The organism is Desulfosarcina sp. (assembly GCF_046496365.1).
Lineage (GTDB): Bacteria > Desulfobacterota > Desulfobacteria > Desulfobacterales > Desulfosarcinaceae > Desulfosarcina.
On the sequence record NZ_JAWOHB010000113.1, the window covers coordinates 1 to 15,664 of the forward strand.

General features: G+C 56.7%; 12 protein-coding genes. All 12 read right to left on the reverse strand.

The genetic code is table 11. The features are described from left to right. The coding region (locus tag R6V78_RS09645) for an acyltransferase domain-containing protein (RefSeq protein ID WP_410289144.1) at window positions 1-5,517 on the reverse strand (5,517 nt) is incomplete at its 3' end. A gap of 121 nt (window positions 5,518-5,638) precedes the next feature. Then, entirely contained in the window at window positions 5,639-6,760 is a 1,122-nt protein-coding gene (locus R6V78_RS09650; protein WP_410289145.1) for an acyl-CoA N-acyltransferase, read from the reverse strand. Between the two features lie 358 nt (window positions 6,761-7,118). Beyond that, window positions 7,119-7,244, reverse strand: coding sequence for a hypothetical protein (locus R6V78_RS09655; protein ID WP_410289146.1), 126 nt, complete (start codon window positions 7,242-7,244; stop codon window positions 7,119-7,121). Window positions 7,245-7,715: 471 nt separating this feature from the next. Further along, complete coding sequence (locus tag R6V78_RS09660) at window positions 7,716-8,867, reverse strand: ABC transporter substrate-binding protein (RefSeq protein ID WP_410289147.1); 1,152 nt, start codon at window positions 8,865-8,867, stop codon at window positions 7,716-7,718. Between the two features lie 109 nt (window positions 8,868-8,976). Continuing rightward, window positions 8,977-9,357, reverse strand: a complete 381-nt coding sequence (locus tag R6V78_RS09665; protein WP_410289148.1) for a hypothetical protein — start codon at window positions 9,355-9,357, stop codon at window positions 8,977-8,979. A 4-nt stretch (window positions 9,358-9,361) separates the two neighbouring features. Further along, complete coding sequence (locus tag R6V78_RS09670) at window positions 9,362-10,066, reverse strand: ABC transporter ATP-binding protein (RefSeq protein ID WP_410289149.1); 705 nt, start codon at window positions 10,064-10,066, stop codon at window positions 9,362-9,364. Continuing rightward, window positions 10,059-10,826, reverse strand: a complete 768-nt coding sequence (locus tag R6V78_RS09675; protein WP_410289150.1) for an ABC transporter ATP-binding protein — start codon at window positions 10,824-10,826, stop codon at window positions 10,059-10,061. The genes R6V78_RS09670 and R6V78_RS09675 overlap by 8 nt, the downstream gene beginning before the upstream one ends. Continuing rightward, entirely contained in the window at window positions 10,807-11,796 is a 990-nt protein-coding gene (locus R6V78_RS09680) for a branched-chain amino acid ABC transporter permease (RefSeq protein ID WP_410289151.1), read from the reverse strand. The genes R6V78_RS09675 and R6V78_RS09680 overlap by 20 nt, the downstream gene beginning before the upstream one ends. Beyond that, window positions 11,789-12,673 (reverse strand): branched-chain amino acid ABC transporter permease, encoded by an 885-nt coding sequence (locus R6V78_RS09685; RefSeq protein ID WP_410289152.1) that lies wholly within the window; start codon window positions 12,671-12,673, stop codon window positions 11,789-11,791. The genes R6V78_RS09680 and R6V78_RS09685 overlap by 8 nt, the downstream gene beginning before the upstream one ends. Window positions 12,674-12,676: 3 nt before the next feature. Beyond that, window positions 12,677-13,486, reverse strand: coding sequence for a carbon-nitrogen hydrolase family protein (locus R6V78_RS09690; RefSeq protein WP_410289153.1), 810 nt, complete (start codon window positions 13,484-13,486; stop codon window positions 12,677-12,679). Further along, complete coding sequence (locus R6V78_RS09695; protein ID WP_410289154.1) at window positions 13,480-14,361, reverse strand: acetamidase/formamidase family protein; 882 nt, start codon at window positions 14,359-14,361, stop codon at window positions 13,480-13,482. The genes R6V78_RS09690 and R6V78_RS09695 overlap by 7 nt, the downstream gene beginning before the upstream one ends. After that, window positions 14,342-15,151: an IclR family transcriptional regulator gene (locus R6V78_RS09700; protein WP_410289155.1), complete on the reverse strand. Its 810-nt coding sequence runs from the start codon at window positions 15,149-15,151 to the stop codon at window positions 14,342-14,344. Before R6V78_RS09700 ends, R6V78_RS09695 begins: the two co-directional genes overlap by 20 nt. Between the last annotated feature and the right edge of the window lie 513 nt (window positions 15,152-15,664).

A 15,664-nucleotide genomic window follows, 5' to 3' on the forward strand; every position in this document is an offset into this window, starting at 1 on the left:
CACCGCGAATTTCTTGGCCGGCGATTGCACAAAGGTCTTCAGGAGTTGAAAAAATCCCCTGAGAAGCCTCGCAACATCCGCCATGCTTCCCAAGCGGATCGGACTGCCCGGGCCGAGGGTGATGACCATCCCGGAAAGCGGCGGCAGGCCGGCCATTTCATCCGCGGCCCGCAAGGCCCCTTCATCGGTTCGGATGTCGTGACCCCCTTGGCCGGGACGACCGCCGGCCTGCATGAAGGCCATTGGAAGCGTGTCGACCCCGTACGCCACGCGCAGGATGTCGCCCGCACTTTGGGCGACCCGGTCATCCCGGTCGGGCGAGAGCAGGAGCACGGACGCGCCGGGGCTCAATTCCATGGGGATCGCGGCCGTCGACCCTACCGGGGTGTGCTTGAAGACGAGCCGTTTTAAGCGCGCCTCGTCTTCCGGGGCGTTCAGGTTTCGATCCCGCTGGGGGTCGGGGTCGACCGTCCCGGCAGCCCTCTGCGGGACGGCACCTTCCTGCCTGGCGGTGATCGTGGAGATTCTCCGGGCCATGTCGTTCACGGTATGGACATCTAGAAAATCCTCCAATTCGATCGTGATCCCGAAGTGGCGTTCCGCGGCATCCATGATGATCGGCAGGCGGCTGGAGCGGATGGAGAGGTCCCTTCTCAGATCCATGTCGGGCTGGATCTCGTCTCGATTGAAGCCGGTGGCCTCCATGATGATTCGAATGAGCCGCTCCATGAGATCCGGGTCCTCGGGCGTTTCAACGGGGACAGGGGCGAGGGGGGCCTGTTTCCGGCCTTGGAAAGTTTCTCCGGGCGCTGGCGGGGAAACGAACCTCGGCTGGCCCTCAACCTTCAGATGACCTTGAACGAAGAGCTGCGCCAGTGCGCTCTTGCAGGTCAGGGCCTCCGCGGCCGGAAGGCACGTCTGGATACACGCCGCTTCAGGCAGCGTGTCCGTGATCAGATTGCTTAATATGTCACCGGGGCCCACCTCCACGAAAAGCCGCACCCCGTAGTCGTTCCACAAGGTCCGGACATTATCCATCCAATAAACGGTGGATTCCAGGTGGGCCATCAGGATTTTCTTGATCTCATCGGGATCGGACGGATACGGCCGCAGGGTCGTGTTGGAGATCACGGGAATCCGCGGCGGGTGAAAGGCAATGGTGGCGATGTAGGCCTCGAGCTCCTCATGGATGACTTTCATGACCGGGGAGTGGAAGGCCATGCTGACGCGCAAGCGGGTGGCCCGGTGGCCCTTTGCCTTCAATCTTTTGCCAAGGTCCTGGACCGCCTCGGTGCCGCCGCTCAAAACCACCTGGTTCGGCGAATTGATATTGCCGATGTGGACGTCGTCGCGTCCCTGGATCATTTCTTTCAGCAGATCCAGGGGGGCGTCCACAGCCGCCATGACGCCGGGGTCGACGTTCGCGGCCGCGGCCTTGTCCATGCAGAGGGCCCGCTTGTTGACGATACGAAACCCGTCCTCGGGCGAATAGACGCCGGCCTGGCACAAGGCGGTCAATTCGCCCAAGCTGTGGCCGGCCATGGCCACGGGGCGGATGCCCAGGGTGGTGAGATAGCGGGCCATGGCATTTTCCATGGCGAACGTGGCCGGCTGCTGCCACCGGGTCTTCTGCAGGTTTTTCTCCCGATCATGGAACATCAGGTGCAGGAGGTCGAACTCCGCGGCAGCCGCGGCCCGATCCATCCATTCCCGGATGACGGGAAATGACGCGTAGAGTTCCCGCCCCATCCCGCCATACTGGGCCCCCTGTCCGGGAAAGACAAAGGCGAGGGGTGGAACCGGAGCGTTCTCGCCCTGAATGAAGATCCCCTTGTGGGCCAACGACTTGCGCGCCCCGGGGGCGACGATTTGCCCTTGGCCCGCAGAGGCTGAATTCCGGACGAGCGTGAGCGCCTCCTCGGCGGATCGCCCCACAACGGCCAGGCGGCAGTCAAGGCCGTCCATCTCGGTCCGCAAGAAAGCCACGCCCCGGGGCGTGGAAAGATCCCTCCTTGTTCCGGTGTGGTCAGCGGGTTCTCTGTCCGGTGAGACCAGGACCGTATCCACCGCATCCATGGCCTGCTCCACCTGCACAACGAAGTTGGCACCGCCAAAGCCGAAGGCGTTGACTTCAAGTCTTCTGGGCGCGCCGGCCGTGCGCTGCCAATCGAGCGGCTCGGGGGAGATGACAAAGCCCGATCCCGCCAGATCGATTTCCGGGTCCGGATGGGTGTAATTGAGGGTGGGCGGGAAAACCCCCGCCTGCATGGCCATGACGCCTCGAATGAGGCTGTTCAGACCCGAGGCGCCCAGGGTGTGTCCGATCTGGGATTTGAACGAGGTGAGCACGGTGCGATGGGAGGCGTTAAAGACCGCCCCCAGGGCACGGACCTCCTCCGAGTCCCCTCGCCGGGTGCTCGTGGCATGGCATTCCACCAGGTCCACGGCAGCGGGGCCATAGGGCAACCCGCGGAAGGAGGCGCGGATGGCGATCTGCTGGGTGCCGCTGGCGGGCTCCACCATGCCCAGGTGGTTGTTGCTCGCGCCCATGCCGGTGATGACGGCGTGGACCGGCGCGCCTCGTGCGCGGGCCAGGCTTTCCCGCTCGATGACGATCATGGCCCCGCCTTCGCCGAGGACCATCCCGTCTCTTTCGGCATCGAAGGGGCGGGATGTCTCCTGAGCGGGCCTTTGCTTTCCGGACAGCCCGTAAAGCGCCCCCAGGGCTGAGAATTCAAGAAAATGCAGGTGGATGAGATGCTCCTCGCCGCCTCCGACGATGGCGGCATCGACGATGCCGCCGCGGATCAGTTGGATGGCGCTGTGCAGTGCCACCAGGGACGTCGCACAGGCCGCGGAAACCGAATAGCCGGGCCCCATGAATCCATACCGGTTGCAGATGAAGCCGGGCGCGGCGCAGTTGAGCCGGCCCAGCAAGGTGGTGTCGTCCGGCGCCATGCGTCCGAATTTCACCGCCTGTTCGATGGCGCGGCGCTGGTCCGGCGTGAGGTGAACGGCTTTTTCGATGCTGGCGAGAATGTCGTGAACGTACCCCCGAATGATCAGGTTGGCCAGGGTCCCCGCCGCCTCGCCCGAGTTCTGGGAGACGAGGACCGCGATGCGTTCGCGCGGGATGTCCGACGCCAGGAGGCCGGATGCCTGGATGGCCTTGTCCGCCAGCCACATGGTAATCTTGGTGGCCGTGGACATGGTCCGGAAATCATGGGGCGGAATCCCGAGTCCCTCCCGGGAGATATCGAAGTCCAGGAAAGCGCCCACCTGGCAGTAGGTCTTGTCCGCAAGCTGCGGTTTGGGATGGTAAAAAAGCGCGTGATCCCACCGCGCCGCCGGAACCCGGGTGATCCCGCTGCGCATGGCCAAACTCGCGGCCCAGACTTCCTCCGGGCTCTTGCCCAGGGTATTGAGTAGGCTCATCCCGGTGATGGCCACCCGTTCACGATCCTCTCCATGAGGGGCGCCACGCTTGGCGCCATGGCCAAGCGCGGGGGATGGCGTTTCCAGGGGTGGCGACGCGTTGGCCGCGGGGGCGAGGGGATGCAGCCCAAGAGGGCCTTGGGCCAGTTCCCGGTGAAAGGCGGCCAGCTCTTGGACTTTACCGATGAGGCCGGCACAGGCCCCACTCATGAATTGCCCGAGTTCCAGACAGGCCGTCTCCTCCAGGGCCGCTCCGCCGGGCCGGTCCAGGCCCCGGGCGGCAGCGAAGAGGCTGCGCGCGGCCATCCTTTCCATGCTCGTCCGGAAAGCGGTCTCGTCCTGGCGGCCGGCGGCAAACTCTCTTTCCATGGACAAGATCGCTTCCACGCGCGGGCTCCTCAAGGAGCGCACCCGCAGCCCGGTCTCCTGGCCTGAAACCACCGTGCCTCCCGGCGGCGATTTGAGAATCATGCGCTGGTAGAGGGTCGTCAGGGCCTGCGTTTCAGTCATCTCCCGGGTGGCCAGATAGGCGGTGCCCATCTGGATGGCGTCCGCCCCGAGCATGGCGGCCATGAACGCGGTCTCCCGATTGAAGATGCCCCCCGCAAGGATCAGGCGACAGTTCTGGAACAGGGCCGGCTGGCGCCGTTTCAGATCCAGCACCATTTGAGCAAGCGTCAGGGTGCTGTGTTGCCCCACGTGGCCGCCCGCCTCATACCCCTCGCAGATCAGGTACCGGACGCCCGCCTCGAGGGCGAGCTTCAACAGGGCCTCATCCGGAGCGATATAGATGACCTCGAAGCCGCTTTGGATCAACTCCGGCAAGGGGGAAAGATCGCCCCCCGCGATGACGACAAAACGGGGTCTGTGTTGCTTTATCCAGGCCAGATGCGTCTCCCTGAAAGGGTTCTCCGCCAAGGTGACGACATTCACCGCATAGGGGCGCCCTCGCATGATTTCCGGCAGGCGGCCCAGCCTCCGCTCAAGGGCCTGCGCGTCCATCGAGCCCAGGGCGATGGTGGGCAACCCGCCGGCATCGGCAACGCTGGCGGCGAACTCCGGGACATCCGTGATCCAGGACATGGCCCCCTGGATGAAGGGATATCGGGTCCCCATCTCTCTGGCCACGGGGCTGTCCAGGAAACAGTCCTTTTGCGCCTCAGCCCGTTGGCATGCGTTGCGCGTCTCGTCCATGAAGGCCTTGACGGCCTCCTCGGTTCCGGCCCCAAACCGCTCGACGAACGACCGCGCGAAGGCAGCCTCCACCCCCAGGGGGATGACTTCGCGCTGCGTGAATTGGCTCGCCAGGGGGTGGCGGGCCATGGCGTGCACCCGGGTAACGAATGCACGGCGGCTTTCCTCCATGGCCTCCGCGGCGCACAGGGACCCCGCGAACGTCTTGAGTTCCTTGAACGCCAGCGAATTGCCCTTGTTGAAAAGGCGGCAGGGAACCTGCAGGTTCTGGCCCAGCAAGTCGGTGGCGTCGATGCGCAGGTTGGAGAGCCGCTGGCGCTGGCGGTCGTCGATGGCAACCAGGTCCGTCAACCAATGGAGGCTCTCGAAGACGATCCCCGCCGCCCCCGTGGACAGGAAGGCTGCTGCCGCCTCGGGGGTGGCGACGCCTCCCCAGATGAGGATATCCAGAGAGCGCGATGGGGTGCGCAGCATCGCCTTGACCGCTGCATAGAGAACCAGGGTCGTCTCGGCGCTCACGAACCCGGAGGCCTCGCAACCTTTCAGGACGATGCGCTCGATTCCCGGGCTATCCTTCAAAAGTGCCGCCAGGAGATCCAGGTCCCCGATGATGGGAAAGCAACCGTGGCTTTGCGACAATTCCCTCAATCGCCGCACAAAGGCGGCTGGCGCTCCCTGAAGACGCTCTGGGGGGCACTCTACCCAGATGTTGCGGACCCCCGTCTCCTTCAATAGCGGCCCCAATGATGGATCGAAGAAGGCAGGGCCCGAAATCTTGATATCCCCGACCTGGCCGGCAGCGTCGGCATGCCGCAAGCAAGCATGCAGCTCGTCCATCCCCATCATGGAAAGATCGAAGATGGCGCTGCTTGCTGTTCGCCGCGCCATCTGAATCACCGATGGAATGATCTCAGCATGCCGCCAGACGAAACCAATGATAGGAATTCGATGCTCAGTCAATATAACCCCCCTTCCCGTACGGCGCCATGTGCACCCCAAACCATAGAAACTATAAGGATTTTCTGAATATACGATATTTCTTGTAGCTTTTTGCGCCGGCTTCCTCTATCAATCCGTTGATCGACTCGTTGTCCTCCAGGGTCCAGCCCAACTCCATGTAACGATATTTCTCTTTTTTTCTCACAATCTCATAGAGGTGGTGGAAGGCCAGCATGGGGAGCCCCAATTGTCGGTACTTCTCCTTGATCCCGAACATCAGCAACCGTAATCCGTTGATCTCTCGCCGATACAGGAAAAACTTCAGCGCACCCAGCAGGCCGATCCGCCCGTTGAGGCGCTTGAGCAACGGGTTCAAATCCGGGAAGACCAAGCAGAACGCCGCGGGTTCGTCCATGTAATAGATGAAGAAAGCCATGTCCGGATCAGCAAATTTCATCACGTTCCTTTGAATGTCCCGCATCTCATTGTCGCTCAGAGGGACAAAACCCCAATTATCGGACCAGGCGTCATTATAGATATCCCGGATGAGAGCGAACTCCGTCGCCGCATCCTCCAGGTGAGCGTGCCGGATGTGGATGCCCTTTTTGCGGGCGATCTTTTCAGCAAGGCGATCCATCCACCCGGGAAGCCGGTACTCGCCATCCAACAGAAACGTCAGCAGGTCCTTTTCTTTGGTGAAACCGCACGATTCGACCAACCCTGAATAATACGGGGGGTTGTAAGCCATCATCAAGGCAGGCGCATAATCGTATCCCTCCATGAGCAGCCCCACCTCGTAATTGGTGGATGGGCTGAGCGGGCCTCTCATGAAGGTCATCCCTTTGCGGCGAAACCACGTCTCCACGGAAGAGAAGAGGGCCGCCGCGACCTCCGGGTCGTCCGCGCATTCGAAGAATCCCCAAATGCCCATTTTTTCGTTGTGGAACTGATTGTAATGGCCGTCGATGATGCCCGCAATCCTTCCCACCGTCTCCGCCCCCCGGCGGGCCAGAAAGAGGATGCGCTCGGAAAACTCCCAGAAAGGGTGTTTGCGCAGGTCCAACATCCGACGAACCTCATGCTTGAGGGGCGGAACCCATCTGGGGTACTCAGCATAGATCCGCCAGGGCAGGTCAATGAAGTCCTTTAATTCCGAGCCTCCTGCCACCGTACTGATCTTCAACCCTGCCATGATCGTCCCCTTCGGGCGGTCTCCTGTCCGATCCGAAAAATGAATTGTGTCGGCAAATGCTGAAACCGTGTACCGGGGGGCCGTCAAAAAATCCCCCGGCACACGCGAGCCCGCATGAACTACTTCCCCCAAGCCGCCTTGGCAAACAGAGGGTAGAAGTCAAATTAGGCATCATTCGGTGTTCTGTTGTCAAGCCATTGATGGCGACGGACCTTACCAACTTGTTGCAATGCCAAAAAATTCTATTCGACGCGGCACGGAACTGCCGGCCGTACTTGGGGTCCACGGTCCAGGCCCCGTGAAATTCCATCGTGGCGCCGGCAAACACCTTGGTCTGGTGGACGATGACCGTTTCCTGCTACATCGGGTTGTTGAACGGGGTCACGCGCAGCACCGACCACCCGCTGTCCGGGTTGTGATACGTCACCCGGTCGACGATCCCGCGGAGGGTTTCGGTAATGGCTTGCAGCTGTTTCTGCATCATCCCTTGCCCGAAGGAAACTGTCCCCGTTACTGGATGCCGGCCATGGCCTTGGCGTCCTGTTTGGTTCGCATGGGTCCTTTCTCCCCTTTTTCAGAATATTTCTGGGGGCACTATCGCATAGTTCCGGCGGAGGCTGTCAACGGCCTTGCAGATAATCGGGCGGATGCTCTGGCGCTGGGAAAAACTCCATCGCTTGTCCGGGGTATAGATGATGTGGTTTAATTCAAAGGGGCACCCTGCCTAGCCGGGAGCGCACCAAACGAGTGGGGCTGGCCGTTTTGAGCCAGGTCAAACCAAAGGAAGGGGAGGGGTGCCGGGAAGTTTTTTCGGCTTTTTTACGAAGGCATCAGTGCAAGTATCGAGCAGAAAAAAGGGCGGTAAGCGAGATAATTTGGAGAAAATCTAACCGCTTACCACCCGAAGCACAGAAATTAAAACCTTATTGCGCGATATTTGATAGCGTGTAATTAATTATTTTGTAACCGTTTCGCCATCCACGCGGCCTAAAATTTCATAGCTGTCGCCTTTTACCTGAATGATGAACTCATCCAAAACGATCTGATTTTGTTCGTTGAAATAAATCTCGCGACCTTGGACGCTGTTCAGGCGACTTTTAGTCAAGGCGTCGCGCACGGCTTTAGGTTCCGTGCTGTTTGCCCTTTGCAGGGCGTCTGCAAGCAGATAAACAGTTTCGTAGCCGCTTTGCGCGAATTTGTCAGGATATTGATCGTTTACCTTTTGGTAAGCCTCTACGAAAGCCTTGTTGGTCGGGTTGTCAATGACATGCACATAGCGCGTCGGTCCAGCCATCCCCTCTGCGTTGGCTCCGGTCAGGCGCAAGAAATCGGGGTTAAAATATGCACTCGTGGGATCCAACAGCCGAACCGTTTTGGTCAGACCGATTTCGGCCATTTGATTGGTGGCGACGGCATGTTCTGCTGTGTTGGCAATCAAGGCGATTCCGTCAGGCTTGTTCGCCCGGATTTTGGTTAAGAGGGTATAATAATCCGTGGCTCCTTGGGGGTGATATTCAACGGCGACGACTTGTGCGCCCTCGGCTTCGAGCAGTTTGCTCATGGATTCAACGCCACCGCGGCCATAGTCGTCGTTTCTGGCTAAAAAGGCCCATCTCTTGATGTTCAAATCATGCACGGCGTGCTTGACAAACGCCAAGGCCATCATGTCAGAATTGTCGCAGTTGCGAAACATCCACGGGTTGTCCTGTTTGGTAATGGGTGGAGCCACTGAGATGGGCGTGACGAGCAGTACTTCGCTGCGTTTGGCAACCTCTGATGAGGCGAGTGTAGAAGGGCTGCAAAAGTCACCAATCACGGCAGAAACCTTGTCCTGCGTCATTAGTTTTTCAACTGCAGCCACCGAAAGACGCGGATTGCAGGTGCTGTCTTCCTTGTACAGCTCAATTGGGCGCTTTTCCCCGTTGATCAGCACCCCTCCCTTTTCATTGATCTGCGAGACGGCCAGATCAACACCGGTAAAGGTGCGAGTCCCGTCCGAGCCGACAGGGCCTGAAAATGGCAGCACGACGCCGATTTTGACTGGATCGGCGGCAAAGGCGGCAGTGGTTATCATCACGAAAGCGATTGCTAAGGAGAGCTTTTTCATAACAGATATCCTCCCTTTAAGTGTTTATGGAGATGTGTGGATTGGTTTTTATCGCCAGTAACAACATTTACCGTAAACCAAAGGTCAAAAGATTTCCCTCCCTTTCCATTTAGAGTATACAGGCCATTTGCATGATGCGTTCGCTCAAAATATTCAACGGTACAATCGTTTCGCTTTTCAAATCTACTTGCCATATGATTTGAATGGGAGATTCTCCATGTTCAATATAGCTGTAGACGACCTTTTGGTTATAGGGGCCTGCGGGTTGAGACTGCCAACCGAAAATCTCAATCCCCCTTGACGCCTGCGGCTTCCAGTCTTTCATGTTTAACTCAATCAGGGATCTGACGCTTTCCGGTCCACCGATGTTTTCACCATAACGCTGAATAATTGCAAAGGCCCGCGCGGCATCGTCGCCACTCCAGGCGTAGCCCTCACATAGTGCAAGGGCTGCAAGGCATACGAACAAAAAAGTGCAAGGTTTTCTCATTTTGTCAGATCCCCAGATAGGCTTCCTGCACATGGGTATGATGGATGAGTTCCACGGATCGTCCCGACAAAGTTATCTCGCCGTTTTCAATTACGTAACCGCGCGTTGAAGTTTCTAGAGCCATGTATGCATTTTGTTCCACCAGCAAAACGGAAATGCCTTTTACGTTAATATCCTTTATCATTTCGAAGATGCTCTCGACTAACAGTGGAGCTAACCCCATTGAAGGCTCGTCGAGCATCAGCAATTTTGGGCTTGCCATGAGGGCACGGCCTATGGCCAACATCTGCTGCTCGCCTCCCGAAAGACTTCCAGCCATCTGAGCCTTTCGTTCTTCAAGCCTCGGAAATAATGACAGTACATATTCCAGCGTTTCCTTGTCTTGATCCGCGTTGGGTATAGCGATTGCCCCCATTTTCAAATTTTCCATCACAGTCATGGATGGGAAAATTTGCCTGCCCTCGGGGCAGTGGGCAATACCCTTGCCAACTACCTTGTGTGGTGCCAAATTGGTTATGTCCTCTCCATTCCAGTAGATGTTGCCTTTTAGAGGGGCCATAATTCCTTGAATCGCGCGCAGTGTTGTCGATTTTCCCGCGCCGTTGGCGCCGATCAGCGCCACGATTTCCCCCTTCTCAACAGTCAGCGATACTCCTCGCAAGGCGGGAACATGGCCGTAGGATACGTGTATGTCTCTGAGCTCAAGCACTTTTCTGTCTCCCGAGATAAACCTCTACGACCTTTTTGTTGTTGCGAATGGCCTCCGGATTGCCTTCGGCAATTACCTCACCGTAATTCAGGACAAAAATTTTCTCCGAGATTTTCATCACCAGACGCATGTTGTGTTCCACTAGGCCCACAGTGATTCCCAGCGATTTTATCCTGCCGATGGTTTCCATCAACCGTAGGGATTCTTTCGGATTCATACCTGCGGCCGGTTCGTCTAACAGTAACAGTTGGGGCTCCGCAGCCAAGGCGATAGCAATATTGAGCATTTTCTGCTCGCCGTATGGAAGATTCTGTGTCTTGGTAGTGTATCGCTCTGACATGTCGAGAAACTCAAGAATCTTCATCGCCTTTTGGTAGCTTTGCGCCCGTTCTTTTCGCGCGCTACGGGAAGAGAACAATGCGCCAAGCAAAGTGGTCTTGTCGTGCAAATGACGGCCGGTTACCACTGCATCTATGACAGAGATGTCGCGAAAAATTTTGGTCTGCTGAAAAGTACGAACGAGCCCCATCCTTGCAATCTTGGGGGATGGCATCCGTGTTATCTCCTGGTCCGCAAACATGACCACCCCCGAATCGGGCACTTCAACACCGGTAATCAAGTTGAACAAGGTGGTTTTGCCGGCACCGTTCGGACCGATGATACTAACGATTTCTCCTTGATTGATGCGAAGCGAAACATCCTTGTTAGCAGTCAGTCCACCGAAACGCTTTGTAATGCCGTCAGCTTTGAGAAGTTCCATCAGGCACCGCCATATCTGGTGATTTGATTCCTATTTTCATCATGAGCCGGTTAACGATGCCAATGATCCCTTCCGGCATGAATATGACCACAACCATGAGCATCAGGCCATAGAGAACAAACTGTAGGCTGCCAGTAAACCGGAGCAATTCCGGCAAGGTGGTCAGTAAAACGGCTCCAATGATCGGTCCGGAAATGGTGGATCTGCCGCCGATGATGACCATCGTGGCAATGTAGACAGATTCGGGAAGGTGAAAGGAGTCCGGGCTGATAAAAAGCGCATAGTGCGAATACAGGCTCCCTGCGGCTCCAGCCATAGCTGTGCTTATGACGAATGCCAGCATCCGGAAGTTTCGCGGGGTTACGCCGATGGATGCCGCGAGCATGGGATCTTCGCGAGTCGCCATAAATGCGCGACCATGCTTGTGGCGCATAAGGTTAGAGGTGAGAAAAATCACAATCGCAGCCACCAAAGAGCTAAGATAGAAATAGGTGATTTTGCTTTTGAAGGAGATGGTCCAGCTGAAGAAGTGAATGTCGCCCAACCCCGGGATGCCCGGCAACCCCATAGGGCCGCGCGTTATATCGACCATGCTGATGATCAACAAAATCACGATGCCCTGAAATCCGAGTGTGGCGATAGCAAAATAGTGCCCACTGAGGCGAAGGGCCGGAATCCCGATCAGAAAGCCGAATACCCCAGCAAGTAGAATCGCCGCTGTGAAGGCAGGGAAAAAAGGGACCCCCAGCCGAAGTGTCAAAAGCGCTGATGTATATGCCCCGATGCCATAGAAAGCGGCGTGCGCAAGAGACAGCTCGCCAAGATAACCCACGATGATCCCTAAACTTACCGCAAGGATTACATGAATCGCACAGGAGATCAGGATATGGTGGTAAAAGGGCTCGTTTAGCACCAACGGGAGTAGGATAATTGCCGCGGCCCAAGCAAGGGCTTTCGCATATTTAGGCACGTGATCCTCCCTTTGTACCAAAAATCCCGGTGGGTTTGGTCAGCAAAACGATAATCATGATGGAAAAGCCGATGATGTCGAGAAATTCAGCAGGCATCAGGAAACCAGCCAGCGTCTCTACCAGTCCCAGTCCCAATCCCGCGACAATGGAGCCTGCGATGCTTCCCATCCCACCTGCGATAACCACAATGAAGGCCTTGACAATGACGTGGATCCCCATGGTGGGCTCGGTGACGAACATGGCCCCTACCATGGCGCCGGCAATGCCCGCCAACGTTGCCCCGATCATGAAGGTCAAGGTAAAAACGCGGTCAGTGTGAACCCCGACAATGCGGGCGGCCTGGAAGTTCTGGGCGGTCGCACGCATCTGGTTTCCCAGCGAGGTGTATTTGACAAAGTAGGCCAAAAAACCAACAATCACGACGGTGACCAAAAAAACCAGTAAGCGCTGCGTCGTTATGTAGACGTTCCCGATGTTGATTATCTGCTTCATGTAAGGCGACGGTATCTGGCGAAGATCGGGCCCAAAAAGGGCGTTGACCCCATAAAGCAGAAATGTCGACAAGCCTACCGTGACCAGAACGTAGTTAATCGGGTGGGGGTTGCGGCTGCGCAGCGGGTGGATAATGATTTTCTCGGTAAACAGTCCGAAACCGGCGGTGACCACGGCGGTGATCAAAATCGCCGGCAAATATGCGACCCCCATACTGTCGACCACCCAAAACGCAACGAACGCCCCCAGCATGTAAAATTCCCCATGCGCAAAATTAACCACGTCTACGATGCCGAACACCATCGTCAGGCCCAAGGCCACTAGGACATAAATGCTACCCAAAACGAGGCCGTTGATGATCAACTGGGGGATAAATTCGATCATGAGCTACTCCTTGACCAAAGAACCGTACATGGATGGTCGTCGGTCGAGAAAAAGATCGATTTCATATTCGCCCGGATTGCGTACGATTTTTTTGGTACGGCTGGCATTCGGATCGAATTCAGCCTCAAGGGTACAAACTCCGCCGAGCGCCTGCGCGACAATTTTCCCCGTCGGGTCAACAATGGCCGACATCCCTATGAAATCGACACCGCGCTCGGTCCCGACCCGGTTCGATGAAACGATCCACACGTGGTTTTCAACTGCCCGGGCCGCAATCAATTGTTCAGGGATGGCCCTGGCACCCTCGGGCCAGTTGCTAAGGCCCAAAAGTACGTCAGCCCCCTGTAAACAAAGGCTTCGCGCCATTTCGGGGAAGCGCCACTCGTAGCAAATGACAATCCCGATCACTCCAATAGGCGTAACAATTGGAAGGATTTCATCGCCCGGCAGCACGAAGCGATCCACGCCGATAAAGGGCAGATGGCTCTTTCGCCGTGTGTGTAACTGACCGCCTGGCCCGACCAGAACGACAGTGTTGTATAGGTCGGTTTCATTGCGTTCCAGAAGGCCGACGGCAATCCAGCGCCCGGTCTGCCCGGCGGCTTCGGCCAGCCGTTCGGTGAATACCCCCGGAATTGTGTCGGCAAAGCTAATGGCCTCTTCTTTATCATCAAAGCAATAGCCCGAGTTGGCGCACTCGGGGAAGACAACCAGGTCAGAGTCGACCGAAGCGGTATATTCCAAAATGGTCTTCAGATTGGCGGCCGGTTCTCCGAGACGCACATCCATCTGTACCGTTGTCACTTTCAGCATGTAAATTGCCTCACTGGTAGTTCGAAAGAGACGGTGACGTCTCCATTGACGAGTTGACATATTCGGGCGTTACCCGAGATCGAAGCTGCGATCGTGGCGTCCATCTCGGTGATGTTCTTATGGCGCGCAAGCCACCGGACGGCTCTGTCCAGAGCCGCCTGCATGGCTTCGCGCACATCCGGGCCCGATTCAAGGAAAGCCGTTTTGCTCGGGGTGCTAATGACAGGCCCATCGAGACCGCCCTGTGGGTGCCGCTGGACCGTTATTGTCACCTCGGCATCAATCTCTATCCCAGTCCCGCTCACCTCGCCTTCGCCCATTGCCGCATGCACATCGCCCAACGACAGAAGCGCTCCTTTAACATGCACGGGGAGCCATAACGTGTTACCTTGCGCCACGTCCACGCAGTCAAGGTTGCCGCCGTGTTTGCCTGGGCGCCGATTGGAAAAATCGGTGGTCGGGCTTACGCCGATGATGCCGACCATCGGTCGCAAGGGAATGGTGAGTCCTCCAGCTAGGTGCAACGGCTTTTCGCCGTCCACATCGAAAGCCTGTACGTACCGGTCGCCAAAAAGGTTTACTGATTTTAGGCCCAGTCCTGGCCGAAGCCATGCAAAGCCAGTTGGCGCAAGTCGGATCGATTCGATGAAAATCGAAAGTGCGTCACCAGGAAGGGCGTCGGTTATCGCGATCGGCCCGGTTGCGGGTAGTAACCGACCGACTTCGATCATCTGGGACCTTCCCGGGCGAAGCTGTCCGTTGGATGCGTCCCGGGTCTGGACGGTGACCGTTTGACCAGAGCTGATTTCCATCACTGGCAAAAGGTTGGGAGAAAATTTGTAGTGAATGTTTTTTTCATCGCTGGAAAGAAACATGATTTTCCTTCCTGAAGCCCATTTCGGCTGATATCTTTGAGACGGCCTCTTTGAGTCGGCTGCCCAATTGCTCCATCCGCAAAGTTGTCATTTTCACGGTAAGTGATGCGATGGCAGCCGCTCCGATCGGGTTTCCTGCTGCATCAAGAACGCAGACTCCAACAGCGCTGACGCCTTCGTCTACTTCCTGCTCGCTTACAGAATAACCCCTTTGCAGTATTTCCCTTCGCTGACGGCGCAGCGTTTCTTTGTCGATAATCGTAAAGGGGGAAATCTTTACTGGCTGGAAGTTCGATAGGTAAGATTCGAACTTTTCATCTGGAAGATGGGCCATTATGGCTTTACCTGCGGAGCCCACGTGCAGCGGTATATGCTTGCCAACATCGCAAAAAAAACTGATCCGAGCCCCCCCGCGCAGCCGATCAATAAAGACGATTTCTTTAAAATCGGCAGAGGGAACCGCAAAGGTAATGTCTTCTCCGATATCATTGGCAAGCTGCTGTAGCCGATCATGAACCAGTTCTCGCAGCCCCTGTTGGTTAAGAATCTTGGAGGACAAATCCAAAAGGGAGTGGTGGAGACGGTATTTCCGGCTGATTTCGTTTTGAGCGAGAAAATCGGTGCTAGCCAGGGTAGTCAGGGCGCGAAACGCCTTCATCTTCGGAAGGCGTGTAACTTCAACGACCTCGGCCAAGCTGGCTTCTTCAGGAAGATTGCCGAAGGCCTTGAGCACCAAAAGAACGGTTTGGGCCGACTTTATTGCGGGTGTTGAGAGTTGGTGTTCACTCATTTTGTAACGCCTCATGATACCTTATCACGTTGATTGTTATATTCTTCTTAGCTTGGCCTGGGGTGTCTTGTCAAGCTGTATTCAGATGATGAGGGAAATTCTTAAATTGTGGCCTCATTGGGCGATCCGGCGGCAAAGAATCCTCTTTGACCCCAAAAAGGCACGCCACCAGTTTTTTACGCCTGAATCACTCAAATTGGGTTTTATTGTTGCGCGTAGTGCTGGGGGGCAAATATTTTCCAGGCGAGGAGGAATTTGTGGCGACAACCTTTCCCAGCTCCGCAGCTATTTTTACCGACATCCGGCATCGGACTCGTAAAACATCTGGCAACACTGCTCTAAGTGGCTTTGAGGGGCGAACCAGACAGCGAACCTCCTCGCGCGTTGGGGGGGCTAACCTCTAACGCTAACACTAACCTACTCGGTCAAAATCCTCGCACGTGAGGGTGTTTCCTCGGGTGTTTCCTTTAGCCCAAGTTCGCCAAAATTTTTCGTAGATACCGGTGTTTCGGG